This window comes from Dysgonomonas sp. Marseille-Q5470, assembly GCF_951230145.1.
Classification (GTDB): Bacteria; Bacteroidota; Bacteroidia; order Bacteroidales; family Dysgonomonadaceae; genus Dysgonomonas.
Genome location: NZ_CATNVE010000001.1, coordinates 632,245 through 658,182 on the forward strand (window position 1 = coordinate 632,245; position 25,938 = coordinate 658,182).

The following is a 25,938-nucleotide window of genomic DNA, read 5'->3' on the forward strand; positions in this document are numbered from 1 at the left end:
CGCTTCTTTAAATAAGGTTAATTTAAACAATAATAAATTATATTAATGAAAAAGCTCTTATTCGTGCTCTCTTTATGTGTAGCATGTACCCTTGTGTATGCTCAGGACTCAAATAGTGAACTGTTAAAAAAATTAGTGGAGAAAAATATATTGACTCAAAGTGAAGCCGACTCGATACGAGGAAATGCACCAGCTAAAAGTGCATTGGGAAACGGTACTACCGAAAAAATCAGGCAGGCTTTTAATACTCCATACATGCGTTTCGGAGGATATGGATTATTCATGTACAGATATAGCGACGTAGCGAATGTTAAGCATGATTTTGAACCGAGAGTAATATTCTTATCGATGCGTGGCGAACTGACCAAAAATCTGAAATATTTTATTTTGGCAGAGTTTGTTAACCCAATGCCGTACGAATTTTGGGGAGAATGGACTCCGGCTAAAGAGTTTAATATCAGGCTAGGACAGATGAAGACGCCTCTTTCTCTCGAAAATCAAATATCATTAACCGATATTGAAGGGGTTTTCAACACTCGTTCTATTTCTGCTCTTATCGGAATGGGCGATGATGTACAGAGACAACAAAATAATAAGAATAATACAGGACGTGATGCAGGTGTGATGGCATACGGTAACTTGTTAAAAACGCAGACGCACGACCTACTCGAATATAAGGTTGGTTTGTTTCAGGGGACAGGTATTAATACTACAGAAAATAATAACTCAAAAGACTTCGCTGCAAACTTGATGCTTCAACCCATAAAGAATTTTAGAATTGGTGGAGGAGTATATCTTGGAGAAGCTAAGTATATAAAACCTGGAGAAACAGAAAAAAATGATCATGTTCGTAATCGTTGGATTGCAAGCTCCGATTATCGTTCAGAGAGAGTGTATGCTCGTGCCGAATGGATAAGAGGCAATGATGGAGGTATCAGCAAAGAAGGTCTTCACGGAATGGGGCTCTATTATTTTGTTCCTAAAAAGTTCAATGCTTTTGCAAAGGTAGATTATCTGAATCAGAATAGAGACACAAGCAAGGAGGTGATTGATTATACACTGGGCTTGAACTATTATTTTTACGGAGCATGCCGTTTCCAGATAAATTATACTTACTCGGATTATTCAAAGAGTTGGGGTGAGAAAAATTCGAATGCTGTATTAGGGCAAATGCAGATTGTATTTTGATCAGACATTCACGAAATATGAAAAGGTTATTTCGAAAGGAATAACCTTTTTCAGTACATTTGTATTGATATCTTAAAAAAATATAGTCTGATGAAGATCTGCTACCTTATATTAGCTCATAATAATTTCAGGCATTTAGATCGCTTGATTGATGCTTTGGATGATGCAGATAGTACTTTCTATATTCATTTAGATAAGAAGACAGGGCAGGACTATATTCCTAAAAAGAGTAATGCTACAATTATTCCCACCTCCATTGATATAAACTGGGGAGGGGTTTCTATGGTAGAGGCCACATTGGCACTGCTGGAGTTTGGAGTGCAACATTCCTCTGATGCCGACTATTATATATTGCTTAGTGGTGTAGATTATCCTATTCGTTCGAAAGTTTTCTTGCATAAGCTATTAGAAAAAAGAAAAGAGTATATAGATATTGCACCTCTCCCTGTGCCTTACAAGCCTGCTGAACGTTACGAGTATTATTACTTCGATTATAATCGGCGCAATCTGAAACATTACAACCCTAAGTTCTTAATTGAAGTATTGCTTAAAAAGTTGAGAATAAAAAGAAAAGCTCCTTTTAAGATATATGCCGGTTCACAGTGGTTTGCTCTTACCCGTGAATGTGTGGGATATATTCTGAATACCGTAAAGGATGATAGAAGGTATCTTGACTTTTTCCGTCATACATTAGTGCCGGATGAAGCTTTCTTCCAGACAATTATAGGTAACTCTCGCTATAGAGATAGAACACATGCAAACCTTACATATACCGATTGGGATGTACCTAATCCTCCTGCTATAATAGAGCAGCGTCATATTGATCTGTTAGAAACTCGCATGGAATTCAATGATGAGTTTGGGCGGCGATTCCCTTATTTTGCTCGTAAGTTTAATGATGATAGTGAAAGCATTATAGAGAGGATTCGTACCGTACTTTGGAAACAAGATTAGTCGAGCAGAACCCTCTTCTAAGAAATCATATCACCTAAGTGGCTATTGATTGGTATTAATTAGCAATTCTTTGCCTTTCTTCAAATCGCTATGTGATATAAAGTAACCATTAACTTTCTTACCTCCGTAAGTAATATCGGTAATTTTCCTGCCCGAGTTTCTCTTGCTTATAGAAAACTGAGTGCCATCACCGAACGTGAATTCTATCTTGTCGAAAAGAGGAACTGATATGATGTACGAAGGGTCGGCTGGGGAATATGTATAAAGCCCGATGGCGTTAAATACATACCATGAAGACATTTCTCCGGCATCGTCCATTCCGGCAAGAGCCAGTTGATGTTTGCCCATTCCGTAGAAGTGATTGAGGCAGCTATCTAATATGACTTGTGATTTCTCTTGTTTGTCGACAAAGTAATAGAGGAAAGGGAAACTATGATCGGGCTGATTCCCGTGGCAATATTGCCCGATAAATCCCGATAGGTTATGTGCCTCATATCCTCCCCAAGGAATGGTAAATAAAGAGTCGACCTTCTTCTCGAAGTCATCTTTGCTTTTATAAAGATTTATCAACCTTTTAGTATCATGTGGTGCAAAGAAAGATGATTGCCAGGCATTCGCTTCACGGTATAGGTATTCATAGTAAGGGAATTCAGGGTCGAATGGGGTAACCCATTCACCGTTTTCGAGTCGACCTCTCATCAGTTCGGTGGAAGGGTCGAAGAGGTTCTTGTAATTGCCGGTTCTTTTCATTAGCATATTGTAGTTCTCCTCGTCTCCCAACTCTTTAGCTAATAGAGCAACAGCGTAGTCGTCGTAGGCATATTCTAGCGTTTTTGTAACAGCTGCTTTCGCTACGGTTTCTATCTTCGGATTTTTAATGTCCATCTCAGAAATATATCCTTTTGCTATATATTCAATCAGATGAGGACGCCCTCCTTCTACTGTGGCATTTTTCAGGATGAGATGATATGCTTTGTTGACATCAAATCCTCTTAGCCCTCTGAGGTAAGAACCTGTAACGAAAGTGGAAGCGTGGTCGCCATGAAAGAACGTAGGCATAAATCCTATCTTTTCTCCTTTGTCGGTGATGGAGTTAATTACATCTGCTGCAACATCGGGCGAAATCATTCCGAGCAAGATCAGTTTGTTTCTATAGTCATCCCAAAACGAAGGGTCTGTATAATAGCGGAAGCCCTTGTTTACAACTTCGCCTTTCGCATCGGTAAACTCTCCATTTGCATCACTTCTTAGTGCCGGCCATAAGAAGGAACGATATAGTGAGGAATAGAATACCCATCTTTGCTTTTCAGTGCCCCCGGAAACTTTTATTTTTGACAATAGGTTTTCCCATGTTTCTGTAGCTTCATTCCTTATTTCGGCGAAATCTTTGTTGCCTATTTCTTTCTCTAGGTTTTCTTTTGCATTCTTGATGCTAACGAAAGAGAATCCTATTTTTAATTCCAGAGGTTCTTTGTTATTCTCAAAGTTTACGATTGACAGGCTTTTGCTTTCACTCCTTATCGAATCTATATTTTTTATTGCATGATTGGAAACTGCGTAGAAGTACATTTTTTCGCTATTCTCCTGAAAGCCTGAGAATACGTTTTCGCTTTCTTGCGCTATTTGCCAATCTTTAATCCTTTCGTTTGATGTAGAAAGGTCTACTATCAGCTTTTTATCCTTTCCGGCTTCAAATGTAAACCTGTGATATGCACAGCGCAGGGTTGATGTCATTTCTGCATTTATCCCATATCGCTGGAGGAAAACCTGATAATAGCCTGGATGGGCAGATTCGTTGTTGTGACTATATGTCGAACAATAATCATCTGCTGTAAAATTCCCTGTTGCGGGGAGAATCGGAATATGGCAAAGATTCCAATGACCTTTGTTGGTATGTGTAAAGGCATATATAACAGTGTCTTCATATTGGTAACCGGAGCCGCTTCTGAACAATGTTACCGGGCTTACCTGAACCATTGCATTAGGAAGGGATGATCCGGGGAATACTTCGGCTCCCCAAGTTCTGCGAGTTGGCTTGTAGCCTAAGTCGATACTATCCCATAGTGTGGCTGTTCCTAAAAACGGGTTTACATAGTCTGTATACCTTATTTGTTGTCTTTGGGCACAACCGCTTGCAACCAATAATAGACTAATAATAATTAGATTAAATTTATTCATGTGTTAATAGATTATGGTGATAACAAATGTTTTATGGATTAAAAAATCCTTATGTAAAAATACTTTGTTTGTATAATCTATATGTATTTGTTAAAGAACAAATTGGAGGTGTGTCACAAAAGTATACTAGATTGTCTCAGATGCTTATCTTTTTAAGCTGGGTAGTAGGTCTACAATATAGCTGCGACTTATATCGGCAGGCTTCAGAACTTCGTCATTCCAGATAACAAGGTCGATGTCTATTTTTACAATTCCTTTTTCTTTGTCGTGAGACTCACGTCCTATCTGCCGTTCTATAGACTTAAGTTTCAGGCGGACTTCTTCTTTGTCTTGATCGGTATATATAACAGCCAGTTGGTTTAGGAAGTCATTCTTATAGTGTGCTCCATAAGGAGTAGTGACAGAAGTGTCGGAGTAAGATATTCCTCCAAAAGAGCTGTTGAGCAGTTGATGACAGAGTCTTAAATTTGTTTCTGTATCTTCATTTGTTCCTATGCAGAGAAGCGCTTTGTTCATAATAGGTGCAAATATACGCTGCATTTTCGAAATAGGATGAACGGCGAAACTTTATTTCTGAGGCATTTTTATACATTTGTAGGATAATAGTAAAAATATGAAGTTTATAGCAATAATTCCGGCTCGATATGCCTCTACTCGTTTTCCCGGAAAGCCACTGGCAGACATGGGAGGTAAACCGATGATACAACGTGTATATGAACAGGTGAAGCGAGCGGTTCACGATGTATGGGTTGCAACAGATGATTCCCGCATCTTCGAAACTGTAAAGGCGTTCGGGGGAAAAGCTGTTATGACTTCAACAGAGCATCGGAGTGGAACCGACCGTATTCAAGAAGCCTATTCTAAGATTGGGGAAGATTTTGATGTGGTTATCAATGTGCAAGGGGATGAGCCGTTCATTCAGCCCGAGCAAATCGAATCTCTGAAAGAGTGCTTTGATAGCAAAGATGTGGAGTTGGCAACGTTGGTAAAACCTTTCAAAAAAGAAGACGGCTTTGATGTTTTGTTCAATCCTAATTCTCCAAAGGTAGTTATAAATAAGAAGAGCGAAGCAATCTATTTTAGTCGTTCCATTGTTCCATATATACGAGATGCCCATCATACAGAATGGCTTGATAAACATATATTTTATAAGCATATAGGGATGTATGCCTATCGTGTGGATGTGTTAAAAGAAATCACCCAACTGCCGCAATCTTCACTCGAGAAAGCCGAATCGCTGGAGCAACTCCGTTGGATAGAAAACGGCTACCGTATACGAGTGGGTTATACAGATGTGGAAACAATAGGTATCGATACTCCCGAAGATATGGAAAGAGCGATAAAGCTGCTGAAATAAGTAAATCTTAAACAACAATATAGATTTCTGTTTATGAGTTAAACGCTTGTTTAAGTTGATTTTATTTTTTATTTTTGCTTCTTAAACAATCGTTTAGAACACATGTTTAATAATGAAGATTCTTCGGAAGTAAGGAAACGGATTCTGAGTGAAGCACAAATCCTTTTCATAAAAAACGGCTACAAAGGTACCAGTGTCAGGGATATAGCTAAGGCTTCGGGTACGAATGTGGCAATGGTGAATTATTATTTTCAGTCGAAATATAATTTATTTGAGATTATATTCGAAGACGCATTGGATGTACTTACTAAAAGAATATTCGAGACCGTAACCTCCGATCTTCCATTTTTTGAGTTAATCGAAACATGGATACACACTTACTATGAAATTCTATTTCAATATCCTGAAATTGCAGCATTTATTCTAAATGAAGTGAGCCTCAATCCGGAGGGACTTACCCAGCGTATAAAGAATAAAAATCCCTACAGTTCTTTCAGTAAGATAGAAAAGCGTATAGCAGAAGAAGTGGAGAAGGGAACAATAAGAGAAACGCCGGCAGCTGATTTCTTATTGAATATATTGTCTTTATGCATGTTCCCTTTTATGTTTGGAAATCTGGCCAAAACATTGATGGAGATTCCGTCAGGCGTTTACAATGAGCTGATAGCCAATCATGAAAAATATGTGATAGAATTTACTATAAACGCACTGAAACCGTGCGATAATGAGATCAAACGAAATAAATTAACACAATAATTATGAATAAGGAACAACAATATAAAATGGGAATTGATGTTGGGTCAACAACCGTCAAAATTGTAGTTTTGGATGATAATAATACAATTATTTACAAATCATACTGTAGGCATCAGGCGAATATACAGCAGACTCTGATAGCCGAACTGCAAAAGGTGATTGAAGTATATCCCCAAGCAAAGTTTACAATAAATATATCAGGATCAGCGGGAATGGGTATTGGCGAACGTGTCGGTATTTCATTTGTACAGGAAGTTGTTGCTGCCGTGGAGGTGGTAAAGAATGTTTACCCTGCTGCTCATACATTAATCGACTTGGGAGGAGAAGATGCTAAAATGGTATTCTTCAGCGAGGGTCGTCACCCTGATATACGGATGAATGGGAGTTGTGCCGGAGGGACAGGTGCTTTTATAGATCAGATGGCAAGTCTGATGAATATTACCATCGAAGAGCTAGGGGTAAAGGCGCTGGATTTTGACAAAATATATCCGATAGCTTCGCGTTGTGGTGTGTTTGCTAAGACCGACGTGCAGAATCTTATTAGCCGGAATATCCCTGTTTCGGATATCTCCGCTTCTATACTTCATGCTGTTGCCTTACAATCGGTTACTACCCTTGCGCGTGGATGCGAGATTATTCCTAAGATAATCTGTATCGGGGGACCGTTGACTTTTATTCCTGCGTTGCGAAATGCTTTTAGCGAGGTTCTTAAAATACAGAGTGAAGATATAATTGTTCCCGAGAATGGGGAGTACTTCCCTGCATGGGGTTCTGCTCTTTACCACGAGGCTGATGCAAAAACGTTTGATTTGCACGAACTGGTGGATAAACTTTCGGAATCTACGTCGTCAAATCATAGTGATGCACTCGAACCACTGTTCAAAGACGAACTTGAATATATCGAGTGGGATGCGAACCGCAATGTAAAAGCCCTTAAGTTTAAACCTCTGGGTGAGGAAAAGTATGTAGAATGTTTTTTGGGTATAGATTCCGGATCTACTACATCCAAAGTAGTAGTGATGGATACAGATGCCGATATCATATATAAGTTTTACGGTAATAACGAAGGAAATCCTCTGAGAAAAGTGATGGAGGGGTTATCCTTATTCTATAAAGAAGCTCAAGAGAAAGGTGTAACTGTGAAATTCCTTTCGTCAGCCGCTACAGGCTACGGAGAGGATTTGATGAAGTCTGCTCTCGGACTCGATTACGGAATTGTAGAGACTATAGCGCACTTGTCAGGAGCGCAATATGTCGATCCCGATGTATCGTTTGTGCTCGACATAGGAGGACAAGATATTAAGTCAATCTTTATCAATAATGGATTGATTTCGAATATAGAGCTGAATGAAGCCTGTTCTGCGGGTTGTGGTTCTTTCTTGCAAAACTTTGCATCTACAATGAGCATGGAACTTTCTGATTTTGCTCGTGCTGCTTGTTTGGCTAAGTATCCAAGTGATTTGGGTTCTCGTTGTACGGTGTTTATGAACTCAAAGGTAAAGCAGTCTTTAAGGGAGAATGCCGGAAATGATGATATTGCTGCTGGTTTAGCTTACTCTGTGGTTAAGAACTGTTTGTTTAAGGTTCTCAAAATATCTAACCTGAAGCAGCTTGGAGACCATATCGTTGTACAAGGTGGTACATTCAGAAACGATGCGGTTTATCGTGCATTAGAAATGTTGTCGGGTAAGACTGTAAGTTCTACCGATCATCCCGAATTGATGGGAGCTTTGGGAGCCGCATTATATTCTCAACGATTATGGGAGAAAAACCAAAACGTAACAACTTTTTCAGGAGAAGAGGCATTATTTGATCTGTCTACAATTAACTCTAAGGAGTTGACCTGTAAAGGTTGTACAAACCTATGCTCGGTATTACGATTCAAGTTTAACAACGGGAATATCAGCTATGCCGGAAATAAATGTGAGAAAGTTTTCTATAATAAAAATAATGACCGTAAGGAAGGCTATAATGCTTTTGACAGGAAAAATGAAATTCTTTTCAATCGTCCTGTAAAAGCTGATAATATAGAAAAAGGAAAAACGATAGGCATCCCCCGTGTGCTGAATATGTTCGATAATTATCCATTCTGGCATACTTTATTTACAGCATGCGGATTTAATGTGAGATTATCTCCCGAATCTACTTTCCCCTTATATCAAAAAGGAGTGGGAGGGGTGATGTCTGATAATATTTGTTTTCCTGCCAAGCTTGTACACGGACATATACTTGCTCTTATAGAGCAAAAAGTGGATAGGATTTTTTATCCGATTGTACCTAAAGAAGAAAAAGAATTTGGGCAATCGTCTAACTCTTTCAATTGTCCTGTGGTTAGTGGATATCCTGACGTTATACAAAGTTCGATAGATCCATCAGGCAGACATGGCATCCCTTATGATGAGCCGGTGATAACATTCAGCAGTGATAAGGCTTTGGCCAAAGGTTGTTATAACTATCTGTCGGGCTTGGGAGTATCTAAAGATGTTTTTGATAAGGCATTTCAACAAGCTTTAGTTGTAAAGGATAGTTTAAAACAAGAACTTTATGGTTATCAGAAAGAGTTGTTGGATAAAGCCTTAGAGACGGGAGTGTTGACATTCATCGTTGCAGGTCGTCCGTATCATACAGACCCATTGATTCATCAGAAGGTAGGTCAGATATTTTCAGACCTCGGGGTTATAGTACTCACCGATGATGTATTTCGTAAACCCGAAAGTCAGGGCTTTAGTAAGTTGAATATTATTTCGCAATGGTCTTACCCCAACCGTGTTGTACAGGCAGCGATGGAGGTAGCCAAGTTGCCGCAAAATATACAATTGGTACAGCTCAACTCATTTGGTTGTGGTCCCGACTCCTTCTTTATGGACGAGACGCGTGATATATTGAAGGCTGCCGGCAAAAATATAACCGTTCTTCGTATCGATGAGATAGCCAGTCCGGGCTCTATTCGTTTGCGTTTGCGCTCATTGGTAGAGTCACTCAAAGCTGTAAAGTCTTATGATTTGGTAGCAAGCGATTCATATAAAGGTTATTCCGCCCCATATAAAAAAGAGAAAGACAAAAATAAAACGGTTCTTATTCCTTGGCTTTGTGATTTTATTTCGCCATTTGCCCCGGCATTGGGTGAAATTCTTGGGCTGAAGGTAGAGAATCTTCCTAAATCGAACAAAGTATCTGCTGATCTTGGTTTGATGTATGGAAACAATGAAGTGTGCTATCCGTCTACCCTCATTCTGGGAGATATTATCAATGCACTCCAGTCGGGGAACCATGATGCGAAAGATATTGTGCTTGCCATTACACAGACAGGAGGTCAATGCCGTGCTACAAACTATATAGCACAGATCAAGAACGGATTGCAAAATGCAGGCTTTAATGATATTCCTGTAATAGCACTCAGTTCGGGAGAAACGTATCAGAATGACGAGAGTGAATTTACATTGGAATGGAAAAAAATAGCAAAGATCGCAGTTCCAATTGTATTGTATGGCGATGGCTTGCAACAGATGCATAGTGCTATTTCTGTGCGTGAAAAAAAGGAGGGAGTGTCGCAACAGATATTTGATTTCTATATAGAACGAGGTATTGATGCTGTTCGGGCAAAGGATGCGAAAACATTGTATAGATTACTGAAAGAGGCTGTTGAGGATTTTAATAATGTGCCTATCTACGATAAAGAATATTCTAAAGTGGGGCTTATTGGAGAAATATTTGTGAAGTACAACAATTATGCACAGTCAAATATATCCGAATGGTTACGGTCTCGTAATGTAGAAGTTTCTACTCCTCCATTGTTAGATTTCCTTATGCAATTTTTTGTCAACAGTAAGGTGAATGTAGAAAATGGACTTAGTGAAGAAACAATTTTTTCGAAGACTCTAAAACCCCTTATTTGGTGGTATATAAATAGTAAGGTGAAAAGATCGGAGAAGATATTGAGCAAGTTTAAATTTTACGAGCCCTCAGAATCTATCTATGCGAAAGCGGAAGCAGCTTCAGAAGTTTTAGACCTCTCCAATCAGTTTGGGGAAGGTTGGCTTATCCCCGGAGAAATTGCTCATTATGCTCGTAAGGGTGTAAACAAAGTTGTTTGTCTGCAACCGTTCGGGTGTATTGCAAATCATATTGTAGCCAAGGGGGTAGAAAAGCGGATAAAGGAAATATATCCGAATATGAATATTTTGTATCTGGATATCGATGGAGGTATTGCAGAGGTGAACTTGCAAAATCGCCTGCATTTTATGATATGATGACCAGTTGTCTCACAGCCTCGTAAATTCATATATGTTGTTTCTGAACGGAGAAAATAGTTCTAGACCTTAAAATTTTTCTTTATTCAGAAACAATATTTTAGTATGCTATTTTGTCCAATATCAAAATTATAACTGTAGCAAGTACCTATAATTAAAAAAATAAAAACTTATATTTGCAGAAATATTCAGTCATAACTATCTATGAAGAAATCCCATTTTCTGCAAACATTATACTTGCAAAAACCTCTCTTCCTGATTCTTCTTATAGCGACCTTATCTACTCTTCCTTGGATAGGATTAGGAGATTTTTATACCAAGGGCGAGCCTCGTGAGGCTGCATTGGCCGTATCGATGATCGAGAAAGGAGAGTGGGTTATTCCTTCCAGTTATGCAGATGAATTTGCATATAAACCGCCATTTAATCATTGGCTTATAGCCGGATTTTCTTTAGCTCTGACGCATGGCGAAGTTACTCCTTTTACATCGCGTCTGCCATCTACAATTGCATTTATTGCTATGATTGGGGTCTGCTTTATGTTTTTTGCTCGTCGCAGACCTGTTATAGAGGCTTTTGTTTCGTGTCTTATCCTGATTACCTGCTTCGAAATACACAGGGCTGCCATGACTACTCGGGTAGATATGGTACTTACATTTCTCCTCGTGGCAGCGATTATTCAAATGTATGCTTGGTATCAAAAGCGGCGGGCGTATCAGCTTATTTCCATCTGGCTGCTTCTTAGTATGGCTACCCTCACCAAAGGGCCTATAGGGGTCTTACTGCCATGCATGATATTCGGCGTGTTTTTGTTGTTCCAAAAAGAAAACTTCTTTAAAGCAACAGTAAAATGCATTTTGATTGCACTTCCTGCGTTTATCATACCTTTGATTTGGTATTATGCTGCTTATAAGGTAAAAGGAGAGGCATTCTTCGACCGTGTGTTCTATGAGAATTTTGGCAGATTTCTTCATCTGAAGGCTGCTGATATGGATGCAAGCTATGAGCTGGGGCATGACGGGCCGTTTTGGATTTACATCGTATATCTGGTTTCAGGCTTTTTACCTTGGACTATTTTGCTTGTGATATCTCTTTTCTTCTTGAAATATAAAAGAATGAGTGGCTCGGTAAAACAAATCATAAATAATATTGTCGGTAAAATAATGACTACGGACAAAGCGCTTTTGTATAGCCTTATAGTTATTGTTGTTTCGCTACTGTTCTACTCTATTCCTGTGTCGAAAAGGAGCGTATATATAATGCCCGTGTATCCATTTATTGCAATATTTATCGCTCGCTTTTTTATCTATCTTGTTGATGCAAAACCGAAAGCGGTTCGTATTTCAACTTCTATTTTGTTAGGAATTTCAATTATTGCTCTTCTGATAATAGGACTCGCATATACACGAATTATTGATATAGAATCTATTGCAGGACATTTTGCTAAGAGAGAGAGAACCCTTCAGGATATCAAAATCTTCTCGGACATGTTCAAGTCCCCAGGTTGGTTAGGCTTATTTGGAATTTCGATTTTGCTATGTGCTACTATTAATAGCATTTATTTGTTACGCAAAAAAATCAATATAAAGATATTGATGGCAGGTTTTGGAATCATGTTCTCCATCAATGTTTTCATGGATTCTTATTTGCTGTCTAACTTTAAAGATACTTATTCGGCTCGCCCATTTGCTGAAATGATTTCTGAAAAATATAAGCCCGATGGAGAGATATACGTTACGAATAATCTGAAAAAGTATTTCAATCTCTATGCGTTAAATTTTTATCTACACAATAACTTTAAGAACATAGATTTAGAATCCCCAAAAGAAGGTTATTTTGTAACCTTAGAGAAATATTCAGATAGTATTCGTCAAGAATATGGAAATAAATACGAGTTTGAACTTTTAGAAAAAAGCGATAAGTTAAACGAATACAGAACCTCGATGTTATTTTATAGAATAAAATCGAGGAATTAACTCAGCCTTAGCAAACGACTAGAGACACATGAAGCAACAAATTAGTAACCTGATTAAAAGTGATTCGATAAAACAATTGATAAAATATGGTCTCGTTGGTGTGGTGGGACTTGTTATTGATATGGGTGTTTACTACTTACTGGTTACTAAATATTCTGTGCATTACCCCTTTTCAAATCATATAAGTACTCTTTTAGCTGGAAAGATGTCTGTTGGGATGCTTGATATTCTTATTTCCAATATTATAAGTTCCACTCTGGCTGTGATTAATAATTTTATACTGAACAGCTATTTTACATTTAAGGTAACTGATAACAAGCTGAAGCGCTTCACTTCTTTTGCCGGTATAGCTGTCGTAGGCATGGTTATAAGCTCCATGTTGCTTACATTGTTTATTGGGGTCATGAAGATGGATGATATGTTGGCAAAAGCATTTGCTATATGTATTGTGGCTGCTATTCAATTTATAATTAATAAGTTTTTTACTTTCAAGCAAAAGTGAGGCTAGGTAAGACGTAATATTTTAACATTATAAATGCAATAATTACACGAGCAACTAAAAACAAAATTCCATATTAATTGTTCTATTAGGAATAAGGATAACCTTACTTATTTTGTATTCTAAAATTTTACAATGAACTACCGGTAAGAAGGGATATTCAGTAGTGTTTATTGTTTATTTCAGCTAGATTTTTTTTGAATTTTTAATGTGGAATGCTTAACAAAGGTATAAAAAAATATGTCTCCAACCCGGTAATCGGGCTTTTACCATTTCTCTTATATGTAATACTTCATATAGCAAATGTGGAAGAGGGATTAGCGCTAATTATCAGTCTTTTCTCAGCTATAGTTGGGGAGTTTCTTGTCCGTCTGTGTTGCAAAACCCGAGGCTTTAGTATTACGTTCTATATTTCAGCAATAGCTATTTTTATTACCTTGTTTATCTGGTTGCTAACTCATAAATATAGTTGGCAATTAAATACCTATCTGGTGATATGCGAAATTGTAATAATATGTCTCTTCATGCTTTTAAGAGTAAGCAAGACATATATTGCTACACGATTTTTTCGACATAGAAACCATCTTCAGAAGGCACTCATGAGCGAGTTTTATGGTTGTGCAACACTCGTTCAGTATGGCCTGACTTTGCATATTTTTGCCATATTATTATATCGACAGTTCTCTTTTAATTATAACTTTTTGCGCTCATCGGATATCGTTATATTCGTTGCTACGCCGGTCTTTATTATCTCTCTGATAGGTATATATCAAACGGTGAAAGTTGGAAATTTGGTCTCTAAACTTAAACAAGAAGATTGGATTCCTATCGTTACAGAGAAAGGGGAGGTGACAGGTAAAATAGCCAAGAGCGTATCCTTGAATATGAAGAACCGATTTATGCATCCTGTTGTTCGGGTAGCTCTCATTTCAGGATCGAAAATATATTTACAGGAACGTCCCAAGAATGATTTGCTGAACCCTTCGAAACTGGATTATCCGTTCGAAAAATATATGCTCTTTAATCATGAGATCAACCTATCGGCACGAAACAGTATAAGGCGAATGCTTGGTGAAGAAACAAATATTCCTTTGAAATTTGTTCTCAAATACGTATTTGAGAATGACGATACAAAGCGTTTGAATTTCTTGTTTGTAGCCAATGTTGACGATGAGTTTAGTATAAAGAGAACCGGAAAATTGAATGGAAAGTTCTGGACTATAAAACAATTAGAGGCGGGTTTTGCCGATGAAATCTTTAGTGAATGTTTTGAACTGGAATTTGAGTACCTTAAAAATATGGTATTGCTATCTCCAGAGAATCAAGCGAGCCAATCAGTATAAAAAACTCTCTTTATAGGGTTTTTCTCTTTCTCCATACCTGATAAGAATTAACCACATTTTGCCACAATACATAAGCTCCGGGTCCTAAAGATGATATAGGATTTAGATATGTTTGAGCCATCCAGATAGCAAGGATGGTATTTTTTTGCCCTAATCCCTGCCCTCCGGCTATCGTGTCGTTGTAATAAGTGCCTAAACGGCGTCCTACAAGAAATTGAGCGATGCAAATAGCCAAAGCCGATAAAGCGACCGACAGTTCTATTATAAAATTGGGACTTTCTTGGTCGATTATAAACTGTACGGTTTTTCCTGTAATAATAACCAACGCTATCGACCAAAGATAGAAAGACAATCCTTTTGCTTTCTGAATCTCATGATGTACTCTGGGTAACAACTTCTTGAGTAAGAATGCACCAAGCAGAGGAAGAAATAATAATATTGAGACTTTTTGAAATACAATCCAGAATGATTGAAGAAATGAACTAGACTCTATTTCTCCCGTATATGAAAACAGGATGGGTGCAACAATAACAATGACTATGTTGCAGAGTAAGCTATAAGCCATCAGGCTAGGAACATTCCCTCCAAGCATGCCTGTTATTACAGGCGCAGATGTGGCTGTGGGTGCTAAAACGCAAATCATTGCCCCTTGAGCGACAATGGGATTTAAAGGGCGAAGTAATACGTAAACGCCAATACTCCCCAATATCTGTATCGCAATAAGCCAAAAATGCAGTCGAGAAAAATGTATCTCCTTAAACGAAATATTGCAATAGGTGATCAATAGCATTAATGCTATGAGGTAAGGGGTAAGGAACGAAAGTTCGCCCATATATTTGTGTAACAGAATGCCGGTAAGCATAGCTATAGGCATCATGTACGATTTAATCTTATTCAGCATGATTTGGCTTATTGAAGATGTAAAATTAGCAAATATATTCCCTTTGAAGCCGTAATAAAGGTAAAATCATAAAAAAAGAAAAAAAAGAAGTAAATTGAAATATTTTTAAATCTAAATCGTCTAATTAGATAAATACACTAATAAGAACATTGGATATGAAAGATGACAAGAACAAGAAGGAGAATTTGAAATACGCTCCTAAGAAAGAAATCGAATCTCTTGACAGGAAAGATAGTTCAAATGTGCAACTCGCACTTGCTATAGAAGAACTATGTTCCGATGATTTTTTGTTTGATGATGAGAAAGAGTGATTCTTTTCATCCACCTTATTAACTTAAAAAATGAAACCCCCCAATGCTATTATACGATTGAATACTACTATCTTTTTAGCTCGTCTATTGTTTGTCTGAGTGCCTCCGCGGCTTTTTTTACTGTAATATTCCAATCTTCGGCGGCATTGTCGTCAGCACCATCCGAAATATATTTAAGACACAGGAATGGAATGTCCTCTTTTTTCGCAATATATGCCAATGGATATGCTTCCATATCCACGATATTGTAATCTGATGTATTGTGGCTCACCTCGAAACTGTCTCCGGTTCCGCAGATGCCTTCTTGCACGCCGTGGACTCGGATTCCATACTTCAGAATCGGTTTTGTGTTAGAAAAAGGCGTTTCATATAACTCACAACCGAGTGTCGTTACATTCATATCACGTTGTATAAACTGGGTGCAGCAGATTACTGCCCCTCTTTCAAAAAAGTTGCTGCCTGCCGATCCGAGGTTGATAATAATACTTGGTTTATTTTGTGCTATCTGTTTTGTTAAATGATACGCTGCATTTACTTTTCCCACACCAATAAAAAGCGGACTTTCATTTACAAACTTATCTGAGGCTTCACTCTCTAGTGCAAAAACGTACAAAGGATTCTTATTTAATAGCTCTTTAATCATGTTATTGAATCTTGTTTACAAATATAAGCAATATAAAAGAATTGGATAAATATAAAAAGGTGACAAAAGTAACAGGTTTAGTTCATCTTTGATTGTAACTTTTCTCTCCAAATCATATTAGCCCCTTTTATATAAGATAATTTTTTTCATCTACATTAACATTCTACTTTGTTGAGTAAATATAAGAAAATATCAAATTCACATTTGTGCTAATATAAGGTAAAGTAAATAAAAATATGATTCTAAATCCCAGTTTATATGATGATCGAATGATGGGGGAGATGATTTTGTAACAATAATTTAACCGACAGATATTCCATCTTATGTTAAATGAACGTAACTTTGTCGGTTTTGAATAACCAATAAGGTTTTAAAGACGTTAAAGATAAATAACCAATAAATAATGGAAGGTAGAAAAAAATACATAGGTCTCTCCGATAGTGAAGTAAAAGCAAGCAGGCAGAAGCATGGTGCAAATATCCTCACTCCCCCCAAAAAAGAACCTCTTTGGAAACTTTTTTTGAAAAAGTTTGAAGATCCGATCATTCGTATCTTGCTTATTGCTGCATTTTTGTCCTTAGGGATTTCTATTATACATAATGAGTATATAGAGACTATCGGTATTTTTTGTGCTATTCTTCTGGCAACAGGCGTCTCTTTTTGGTTCGAAATGGATGCTAATAAAAAGTTTGACGTCCTCAATCAGGTGAATGACGAAGACCAGATTATGGTGATGCGCAACGGAAATGTAAAGCAGGTTGCAAAAAAAGATATTGTAGTTGGTGATATCGTTTTGCTTGAGATAGGCAATGAGGTTCCGGCTGATGGCGAATTGCTCGAAGCTGTATCAATGCAGATAGATGAGTCCTGCCTTACAGGAGAGCTGAGCATAGATAAAACTACAGACCCCGAACATTTTGAAGAAGGAGTTACTTATCCTTCAAACTGGGTGCTTCGAGGAACGAAGGTTATAAATGGGCACGGTGTTTTTGAAGTACATCGTATTGGAGATAATACCGAATTTGGAAAAGTGGCGGTGAAGGCGACCGAAAAAGTTGAAGGTGAAACACCATTGAACCGTCAGTTAGACTCTTTGGCTAAGTTTATCGGTGTTGTTGGTCTTATATTAGCACTTTTCACATTTTTAGTCCTTGTTCTTAAGGATGTTGTTTTCGATCCTATTGTACCTATGCAAAAAAGACAACTTGCTTTGCTTGCCGGTGCAATGTTGGGGGTAGCAGTGGGCATGATAAAAGTATGGTTGCCTATTATATATGGAGGTCTCGAATTGCTCGGTAAAGACTCTAAACTTCCTAAGTCTGTGAAAGAAGGAGGATGGTTGAGGTGGCTTTTTACAGGAGCATTGTTGACGGTTGCCATTTCATCGATCGGATATATTTTTGGCGTAGATCCGCTGAATAGTAGTTCGTGGATAAATCTGGATACGGCTACAGAGATCTTACAGGCCTTTATGGTGGCGGTTACATTGGTTGTTGTTGCTGTTCCCGAAGGTTTGCCGATGAGTGTTACGCTTAGTCTTGCGCTTAGTATGCGCCGCATGTTGAGGATGAATAATCTTGTGCGCAAAATGCATGCTGTGGAAACAATGGGAGCTACCACTGTTATCTGTACAGATAAGACAGGAACATTGACTCAAAACCAAATGCAGGTTGCCAGCACTAATTTCTACGGATTGGAAGATCAACGATTAACCGACAGCGAGATCAGCCGTCTTGTGATAGGAAATATTTCGGTAAACTCTACTGCATTTTTAGATTTCTCAGACCCTAAGAAAGTGGCGGCTTTAGGAAATCCTACCGAAGGAGCTTTGCTGCTTTGGCTCAACAATAGTAAAATACTATATAGTAATATTCGTAACAAAGAAGCTATCATAGAGCAATTGCCATTCTCTACCGAACGTAAGTTTATGGCAACTTTTGTAGACTCTCCAAAACTCAGAAAGAAAGTTTTGTATGTAAAAGGTGCACCAGAAGTAGTTTTGAGTAAATGTAAGCACGTAATTACTACTGAAGGTCTCGTTCCTGTAAATGAGTACAAAGAAAAAATTAATAGTCAGCTATTGCAATATCAGAATCAGGCAATGCGTACACTTGGTTTTGCATACCAGTATGTAGATGATGCAAAAGCGGCTGTGGAAGATTTGATTAAAGGAGAATTAATATTTCTTGGAATAGCAGGTATTTCCGATCCTGTACGTTCTGATGTTCCTGAGGCTGTGCAACATTGCTTGAGTGCGGGTGTCGGCGTAAAAATTGTTACAGGCGACACCTATGGTACGGCTAAAGAAATAGGACGTCAGATTGGTATTTGGAAAGATGATGAGGATACCGATCTGAATATTATTGGCGGTGTAGACTTCGAAAAGCTTTCTGATGAGGAAGCGCTCAATAGAGTGCAAGGCTTGAAGATAATGTGTCGTGCTCGTCCGACAGATAAGCAACGGCTTGTGCATCTCCTGAAACAGAAAGGGGAGATTGTTGCTGTTACCGGTGACGGGACAAACGATGCTCCTGCTCTCAATTATGCTGATGTAGGCTTGTCTATGGGCTCGGGAACTTCAGTTGCCAAAGAGGCGAGTGATATAACCCTGCTTGACGATTCGTTCAGCAGTATTGCTACTGCTGTGATGTGGGGACGTTCGCTCTATAAAAACATACAGCGCTTTATGCTGTTCCAGTTGACTATCAACGTGGCTGCACTTTTGATCGTGTTTTTGGGTTCTGTGTTTGGACAACAATTGCCGTTAACCGTAACGCAGATGCTTTGGGTAAACCTGATTATGGATACTTTTGCGGCCGGAGCATTAGCTTCATTACCACCTGACCCGAATGTGATGAAAACTAAGCCTAGGAAGAACAGTGATTTTATCGTGACGCCTTCCATTGCAAAACATATTCTTTTTACAGGCGTAATGTTTGTTATATTACTTCTCGGAATGATGTATTATTTTTCAGATCCTGTTCACTTGAATTCATTCTTTAGCTATGTTGCCGAAGGAGATAGAGAGCGTTACTTCTTGTCGTATTTCTTTACAGTCTTCGTTCTACTACAATTCTGGAATATGTTTAATGCCAAAGCTTATGCCACAGGCAAATCCGCTTTTGCAGGATTAAATAAAAGCGCAGGCTTTGAGTTGGTAGCTTTAATTATTCTTGTAGGACAGATATTGATCGTTACTTTTGGCGGCGATGTATTTCGTACTATGCCGCTAACCATTCAAGATTGGGGCATTATTATAGGCGGCACATCTGTTGTTCTCTGGATTGGCGAATTGATTAGACTGATAAGAAAAAAATGATTTGACAAATAAATATATATTTTCCTGACAATCTTTTCAGGTTATATTAAATAGGCTTATCTAATGTGGAAGTTAGATAAGCCTATTTTAAGATTGAAATAACCTTTTAAGTTAAAAAAGTATTGTTTTTTGAAAGTTTGTTGCTAATAATTCGTCAAAAATATGTATATTTGCGCGCAATAAATTTCAAAAGCTCTTTAATATATGTCGTTTATTGCAGATAAAGTTGTAATGGATGGATTGACATTCGATGATGTATTGTTGATCCCCGCTTATTCAGAAGTTCTCCCCCGCGAAGTCGATTTGTCGACAAATTTCTCACGCAATATCAAATTAAATATTCCGTTCGTTTCGGCTGCAATGGATACTGTTACCGAGGCTAAGCTTGCTATCGCAATAGCTCGTGAAGGTGGTATAGGCGTTATACACAAAAACATGTCTATAGAAGCTCAAGCGCAGCAGGTTCGATTTGTTAAACGTGCAGAAAACGGAATGATCTCAAATCCTGTAAGTATTCTTCGAGACAAAACAGTTGGTCATGCCTTGGCAATGATGGCTGAATACAAAATCGGGGGGATTCCTGTTGTGGACACAAACAACCGTTTGGTTGGTATTGTGACCAATCGTGACCTGCGCTTCAGACGTGATATGAATGAGTTGATCGATGATGTGATGACAAAAGAAAATATCATTACAACACGCCAGACTACAGACCTTGAAGCGGCAGCAGATATTCTTCAACAACATAAGATAGAAAAACTACCTGTAGTTGATGCCGATAATAAACTAATCGGACTAATCACATATAAAGATATTACAAAGGCAAAAGATAAACCATTTGCCTGCAAAGACGAAAACGGACGTTTGCGTGTTGCTGCCGGTGTAGGAGTAACCTATGATACTTTAGAGCGTGTTGATGCTCTTGTACAGGCCGGAGTGGATGCAATTGTTATTGATACTGCACATGGACACTCAAGAGGTGTGGTTGAAATGTTGAAAAAAGTAAAAGCTACTTATTCCAACATCGATATTGTTGTGGGTAATATAGCAACAGGCGATGCTGCAAAATATCTGGTTGATGCCGGAGCAGATGCAGTAAAGGTGGGAATCGGTCCGGGTTCAATCTGTACTACTCGTGTAGTTGCAGGTATCGGAGTTCCTCAGTTATCGGCTATCTATGATGTTGCTAAAGCGCTGAAAGGGACAAATGTTCCGTTGATTGCGGATGGAGGTTTGCGCTATTCGGGAGATATTGTGAAAGCTCTTGCTGCAGGAGGCTACTCTGTTATGATGGGGTCGTTGCTTGCCGGAGTAGAAGAGTCTCCGGGCGAAACAATTATTTTCAATGGACGTAAGTTTAAGTCATATCGTGGTATGGGTTCTTTGGAAGCAATGGAAAAAGGCTCAAAAGACCGTTATTTCCAAGATATGGAAGCTGATATTAAAAAGCTTGTGCCGGAAGGTATTGCTGCCCGCGTTCCTTTCAAAGGATCGTTGTTTGAGGTTGTTTACCAAATGACCGGTGGTCTTCGTGCCGGAATGGGATATTGCGGAGCAAAGAATATTGATGAGCTGCACAATGCTAAGTTTACTCGTATCACGAATGCTGGTGTTGCAGAAAGCCATCCTCACGATGTTGCTATTACAAGTGAAGCTCCAAATTACAGCAGAGGAGAATAAAATTTGATTCGACAAAATTTATTATAATACGAATGGCTACCAATTGGTAGCCATTCGTATTTATTTATATTCTATCATCTTATTCGATGGTATTACTTCTGCTAACTAACCTTTGCTTAGATTAAAAAAACTATTGGTATTCCTTTATTTTAGAATATTTTAAAACATTGTGAGCCTTTATTTCTTGTATCTTTGCTTTTTATACAGTTTATCAGCTTGATATATGAATAAAAGACGACTTATATTCTTTCTTATCACACTACATGCTACTTTCTATCTGCATGCACAGCAGGTAGACCCTGTCGCTATTCAGATTGACGGAAAACCTGTATTGAAATCGGAATTGGAGAAAGCTTACAGAGAAAGTAATGCCTCAAGACCTGATGGTGAAAAAGAATCTCTTGCCGACTTTGTTCAATCTTACATAGATTTTAGGTTGAATATTGCAGAAGCTAAAGCTCAGCGAATTGATACAACCGGAAATTATATAAGAGATTTATCTGCGGCAAGAGTAGGCATGTCTCGTAAATATATGCAAGATACGATTTACGAAAATGATTATTTGTTGAAGATATATAATAGGATGCAGCAAAACGTGGAAATAAATCACGTACTTGTCCCATTCGAAGAAAAAATAATATATCCTGCCGATACAGTAGTTCTATATCAAAAAGCGATAGAGCTGCAACGCAGATTATCTAAAAATGGATTCGCTGCCGAAGGGTATAATAAAGTATTGTCGTCTTCTACTGTTTTGGATTATAATCGACAAAACGGCTATATCGGCTGGGCTGCTCCTTTTATGTTTAATGCTAAAGTAGAGGAGGTGATTTACTCTCTTCCTGTTAACGAGGTCAGTATGCCTATAAGATGTTCGGATGGATATCATATTATACAGGTCTTAAATAAACGCCCTGCTGTAGGTTCGGTGGATATCGAGCAAGTATTATTTAATTTTTCCCGTATCCCTGCCGACCTCAATCAAATAGACAGTGTAGGGAAGGTTGCTTGGAGAGAATATCGGAATATGCGTACAGCTTCAGATTATCAATCGTTATGTGATGAGTTTACTCGTGTAATGCAAATGGGTGAAAAAGGGTGCCATTTTGGAGTTCTAAATTTGGAATCCCGTCTATCTCCAACATTTATAGAAGCAGCTTTTAATCTCAAGAAAGAAGGAGATGTGAGCGAACCAGTACAATCTGAATATGGATTTCATATTATCCGGCTGCTGAAAAAAATCCCGGTTCCGTCTTATGCTGATATGAAGAGCTCGCTGAAAGCTCGCATACTTGAAAGTGACAAGTCGGAAGAAATGACTATTGAGAAACGGAAAAGAATGTCACAAGAATTAGGTTTTAACTTCAATCGTGTGGCTTATGACAGGCTGAATGAAATAGCAAATAAGATATCTCCTAAAGATTCTTCTTTTTTGAAAAATGTTGATAATAATAACGATATTTTATTTTCGTTTGGAGATAAGAAGATGTATACTGTTGCTAACTTTGTTGAATATATTCGATTGAGGCAAAACTTGATGGATAATAAGCCTACCGATGCTCCTGAAACGGTAGTATACACTGAGGCTATCAATAATTCGTTATCCACAGATGTGTTGAAAGAATATTTTAATGCATATTATTCACGTTGCCTGACTGATTATTATTACTTATCTCTACCAGATAGAGAACCTGAATATAAGAAGCGATTAGATGAAATTTCAAATGGTCTTTTATCTTTTGGCGTAATGAATAAGAATATATGGGAGCGTGCCGCTACCGACGAAAAAGGTTTGTCGGAATATTTCAAGAAAAATAAAAGTAAATATTCCCTTGGCGGAACAAAGTATAGAGGGCTAATTGTTTATGCAAAAGATGAAAAAGCACTAACTGTTGCTACATCATTGTCCAAGAGTGTGAATAACAGAGATGTTCTTATTGAAAAAATAAGACATGTTCTGAATAAAGATTCTCTCAGGGTGCTGATGGAACCCGGAATATGGGCTAAGGGCGAAAACCCGTATGTAGATAATAAGGTCTTTGAGGGAAAAGAAGTAAAAGCAAAAATGGGCTATCCGTACTTTATTGTTTTGGGTGACTTTGTTTCAAAACCAATAGACTATAATGATGTGAGACATGCTGTTGAGTCTGATTATCAAGCTCAGCTCGAACAACAATGGAAGGCTGATTTACGCAAGAAATATAAAGTGGAGATAAATAATTCTGTATTGAATACAATAAAATGAGAATCTATAATATTATTATAATATCTGCATCAATTTTGATATCTATGCTGTCATGCAGTAAAGGAAGTACTGATGCACCTGATCTGAGCCAAGTTCCTGTAGTCACTGTCGGGGATAAAACCTTGTATATGGATGAGCTCAACAATACGGTTCCTCGCACACTGTCTTCCCAAGATAGTACTGCTGCTGCAGATGCATACATAAAAATGTGGATAAATGATCAGTTGCTGTATGACAAGGCGAAAAAAAACATAGTAAATAAAGAGGAGATAGAACGATTGATAGAAAACTATCGGAAAACTCTTATTTCGAATTTATATCAAGAGCAATTGTTGACGGAGCATCTATCAAAATCCGTATCCGATGCGGAATTGCAATCTTTTTACGAACAGAATAAAGATAAGTTGAAGCTTAAAGAAAATATAATAAAGGGACTGTATCTGAAAGTTCCGATTGACTCAAAAGAGCTCAATAATTTTCTGAAGTGGTATAAACAACCGACCGATGCAGCTGTAGAAAATATAGAAAAGAATACATTGAAGAATGCAGTTGGATACGAATATTTCTACAATAGGTGGGTGAGCTTCAACGAGATTATAGATAATATGCCACTATCCGTGGATAACGGGGCAGACTTCTTGAAAATCAACAAGAATATAGAAGCCCGGGATTCTTCATTCGTATATCTTTTGAATGTGAAAGAGTACAGGACTGTGGGAAGTGAGGCTCCTTATGAGTATATAAAAAATCAATTGATGGAAATTTATACAGAACAAAGGAAAAGTGATTACCTCAATAAGGTGCAACAGGACTTGTATAATAAGGCCATTTCGGATAATGAAATTAAGTTTTATAATAAGTAGACTATAACTTCTTTTTTTACGTTAAGAAAAAGTGATACATTATCACTATATTTACGCCACTTTTTAATAAACAGACAAAAATGATGCAAAAGGCAAGAAAATTAATTTTATTAATAATACTATTGGGGTCGGGTATTTTATCCTACGCTCAGAATAATGTTATAGATGAAATAATATGGGTAGTAGGGGATGAAGCTATCCTGAAATCGGATGTGGAAAAAGTTCGCTTGGGGATGTTGTCCCGCGGAGAACGCATCGAGGGAGACCCTTATTGTTTGATTCCGGAGCAACTTGCTGTTCAAAAGCTGTTCCTCGATCAGGCAAAGATAGATAGTATAGAAGTGCCGGCATCAGCAGTTAACAGCCAGCTATCGAGATACGAGAATAATGTTATTGCTAATCTAGGTTCAAAAGAGAAAGCCGAAGAATACCTAGGCTCTACTATGGCACAGCTCAGGGACGAGTGGCGCGAACAAATTCGTAATGAATATCTGGTTTCAGAAGTAAAGAAGAGCTTGGTGGGTAAAAAGACCAATCTGACACCTTCCGAAGTTCGAAAATATTATGCTCAGCTACCAAAAGATAGTTTGCCTTATATCCCTACAATGGTTGAAGTGCAGATTATTACGAATGAACCTGTGATTCCATTAAAAGATATTGATCAGGTAAAAGATCGACTGAGAGATTATACAAACAGAATAAACTCGGGAACCGCCGACTTCGCTACTTTAGCAATTATGTATTCCGAAGATCCGGGTTCGGCTCCAAATGGTGGTGAACTGGGCTTTATGGGACGTGCCGAGTTATTGCCAGAGTTCTCAAGTGTAGGATTTTCTTTGTCTGATCCTAAAAAAGTATCAAATATTGTAGAGACTGAATACGGCTTCCATATTATTCAATTGATAGAAAGAAGAGGTGATAGGGCTAACTTCCGCCATATACTACTTCGTCCGAAGGTATCGACAGAAGATATGAATAAAGCAAAATTCAGACTGGACTCTATTGCAAATGATATAAGAGCAAACAAGTTTACTTTCGAAGATGCTACAGTCCTATCTTTCGATAAAAATACAAGGAAGAATAACGGGCTGATGGTAAACTACAAAGAGAGTACAAACTATGGTACTCCTCGCTTTACAATGGAAGAGCTACCGACCGAAATAGGTAAGATCGTAAACAATATGAAAGTAGGAGATATATCGCCTGCGTTCACAATGAAGCAGAATAGCGGTAAAGAAGTTGTTGCCATTATAAAGTTGAAAAGCAAGACCGAAGGACATGTTGCAAATGTATCTGACGACTATCAGACATTGAAAGCGATTGTAGAAAACAAAAAGCATGAAGAGGTTCTGAAAAAGTGGCTCCAAACAAAAATAAAGAGTACTTATGTAAGAATAGATAAGGATTGGGAAAACTGTGATTTCCAATATCCCGACTGGATTAAAAAAGATCAGGCTAGCAAGTAAATATAACAAGT

Annotated in this window: 18 protein-coding genes; 14 read left to right on the forward strand and 4 right to left on the reverse strand. The window is 38.0% G+C overall.

From position 1 onward, the window contains the following. Window positions 1-45 precede the first annotated feature (45 nt). On the forward strand, window positions 46-1,188 hold the full coding sequence (locus QOX35_RS02705) for a porin (protein WP_283685687.1): 1,143 nt from the start codon (window positions 46-48) through the stop codon (window positions 1,186-1,188). 90 nt (window positions 1,189-1,278) lie between these two features. Further along, complete coding sequence (locus QOX35_RS02710; protein ID WP_283685688.1) at window positions 1,279-2,142, forward strand: beta-1,6-N-acetylglucosaminyltransferase; 864 nt, start codon at window positions 1,279-1,281, stop codon at window positions 2,140-2,142. A gap of 42 nt (window positions 2,143-2,184) precedes the next feature. Here the strand turns inward: QOX35_RS02710 and QOX35_RS02715 are convergent, their stop codons facing one another. Next, window positions 2,185-4,320 carry a GH92 family glycosyl hydrolase gene (locus QOX35_RS02715; protein ID WP_283685689.1) on the reverse strand — a complete coding sequence of 712 codons (2,136 nt, stop codon included), beginning with the start codon at window positions 4,318-4,320 and terminating at the stop codon, window positions 2,185-2,187. Between the two features lie 144 nt (window positions 4,321-4,464). Further along, window positions 4,465-4,836 carry a 2-amino-4-hydroxy-6-hydroxymethyldihydropteridine diphosphokinase gene (locus tag QOX35_RS02720; protein WP_283685690.1) on the reverse strand — a complete coding sequence of 124 codons (372 nt, stop codon included), beginning with the start codon at window positions 4,834-4,836 and terminating at the stop codon, window positions 4,465-4,467. A gap of 97 nt (window positions 4,837-4,933) precedes the next feature. Between QOX35_RS02720 and kdsB the strand changes: the two genes are divergently transcribed. From kdsB to QOX35_RS02750, 6 genes are all read left to right on the forward strand, one after another. Beyond that, window positions 4,934-5,677 carry a 3-deoxy-manno-octulosonate cytidylyltransferase gene (gene kdsB / locus QOX35_RS02725; protein ID WP_283685691.1) on the forward strand — a complete coding sequence of 248 codons (744 nt, stop codon included), beginning with the start codon at window positions 4,934-4,936 and terminating at the stop codon, window positions 5,675-5,677. 102 nt (window positions 5,678-5,779) lie between these two features. Further along, a complete protein-coding gene (locus tag QOX35_RS02730; protein WP_283685692.1) occupies window positions 5,780-6,433 on the forward strand; it encodes a TetR/AcrR family transcriptional regulator in 654 nt (217 codons plus the stop codon). A gap of 2 nt (window positions 6,434-6,435) precedes the next feature. Further along, window positions 6,436-10,683, forward strand: coding sequence for an acyl-CoA dehydratase activase (locus QOX35_RS02735; RefSeq protein WP_283685693.1), 4,248 nt, complete (start codon window positions 6,436-6,438; stop codon window positions 10,681-10,683). Window positions 10,684-10,887: 204 nt separating this feature from the next. Next, complete coding sequence (locus tag QOX35_RS02740; protein WP_283685694.1) at window positions 10,888-12,657, forward strand: ArnT family glycosyltransferase; 1,770 nt, start codon at window positions 10,888-10,890, stop codon at window positions 12,655-12,657. A 28-nt stretch (window positions 12,658-12,685) separates the two neighbouring features. Next, window positions 12,686-13,159 (forward strand): GtrA family protein, encoded by a 474-nt coding sequence (locus QOX35_RS02745; protein WP_283685695.1) that lies wholly within the window; start codon window positions 12,686-12,688, stop codon window positions 13,157-13,159. 212 nt (window positions 13,160-13,371) lie between these two features. Further along, on the forward strand, window positions 13,372-14,499 hold the full coding sequence (locus QOX35_RS02750; protein WP_135106720.1) for an NUDIX hydrolase: 1,128 nt from the start codon (window positions 13,372-13,374) through the stop codon (window positions 14,497-14,499). Between the two features lie 10 nt (window positions 14,500-14,509). Here the strand turns inward: QOX35_RS02750 and QOX35_RS02755 are convergent, their stop codons facing one another. Continuing rightward, window positions 14,510-15,400: a bile acid:sodium symporter family protein gene (locus QOX35_RS02755; RefSeq protein WP_283685696.1), complete on the reverse strand. Its 891-nt coding sequence runs from the start codon at window positions 15,398-15,400 to the stop codon at window positions 14,510-14,512. 155 nt (window positions 15,401-15,555) lie between these two features. Between QOX35_RS02755 and QOX35_RS02760 the strand changes: the two genes are divergently transcribed. Further along, window positions 15,556-15,711: a hypothetical protein gene (locus QOX35_RS02760; protein WP_006841474.1), complete on the forward strand. Its 156-nt coding sequence runs from the start codon at window positions 15,556-15,558 to the stop codon at window positions 15,709-15,711. Window positions 15,712-15,778: 67 nt separating this feature from the next. On the opposite strand, the gene QOX35_RS02765 is transcribed toward QOX35_RS02760, so the two are convergent. Beyond that, window positions 15,779-16,354: a 5'-methylthioadenosine/S-adenosylhomocysteine nucleosidase family protein gene (locus tag QOX35_RS02765; RefSeq protein WP_283685697.1), complete on the reverse strand. Its 576-nt coding sequence runs from the start codon at window positions 16,352-16,354 to the stop codon at window positions 15,779-15,781. A gap of 403 nt (window positions 16,355-16,757) precedes the next feature. On the opposite strand from QOX35_RS02765, the gene QOX35_RS02770 reads away from it, so the two are divergent. From QOX35_RS02770 to QOX35_RS02790, 5 genes are all read left to right on the forward strand, one after another. Beyond that, a complete protein-coding gene (locus tag QOX35_RS02770; protein ID WP_283685698.1) occupies window positions 16,758-19,673 on the forward strand; it encodes a calcium-translocating P-type ATPase, PMCA-type in 2,916 nt (971 codons plus the stop codon). A 204-nt stretch (window positions 19,674-19,877) separates the two neighbouring features. Then, on the forward strand, window positions 19,878-21,353 hold the full coding sequence (guaB, locus tag QOX35_RS02775) for an IMP dehydrogenase (protein ID WP_135106728.1): 1,476 nt from the start codon (window positions 19,878-19,880) through the stop codon (window positions 21,351-21,353). Window positions 21,354-21,576: 223 nt separating this feature from the next. Next, a complete protein-coding gene (locus QOX35_RS02780) occupies window positions 21,577-23,598 on the forward strand; it encodes a peptidylprolyl isomerase (RefSeq protein WP_283685700.1) in 2,022 nt (673 codons plus the stop codon). 44 nt (window positions 23,599-23,642) lie between these two features. Further along, complete coding sequence (locus tag QOX35_RS02785) at window positions 23,643-24,461, forward strand: peptidylprolyl isomerase (protein ID WP_283685701.1); 819 nt, start codon at window positions 23,643-23,645, stop codon at window positions 24,459-24,461. Window positions 24,462-24,541: 80 nt separating this feature from the next. Then, window positions 24,542-25,927, forward strand: a complete 1,386-nt coding sequence (locus QOX35_RS02790) for a peptidylprolyl isomerase (RefSeq protein WP_185146749.1) — start codon at window positions 24,542-24,544, stop codon at window positions 25,925-25,927. Window positions 25,928-25,938 lie beyond the last annotated feature (11 nt).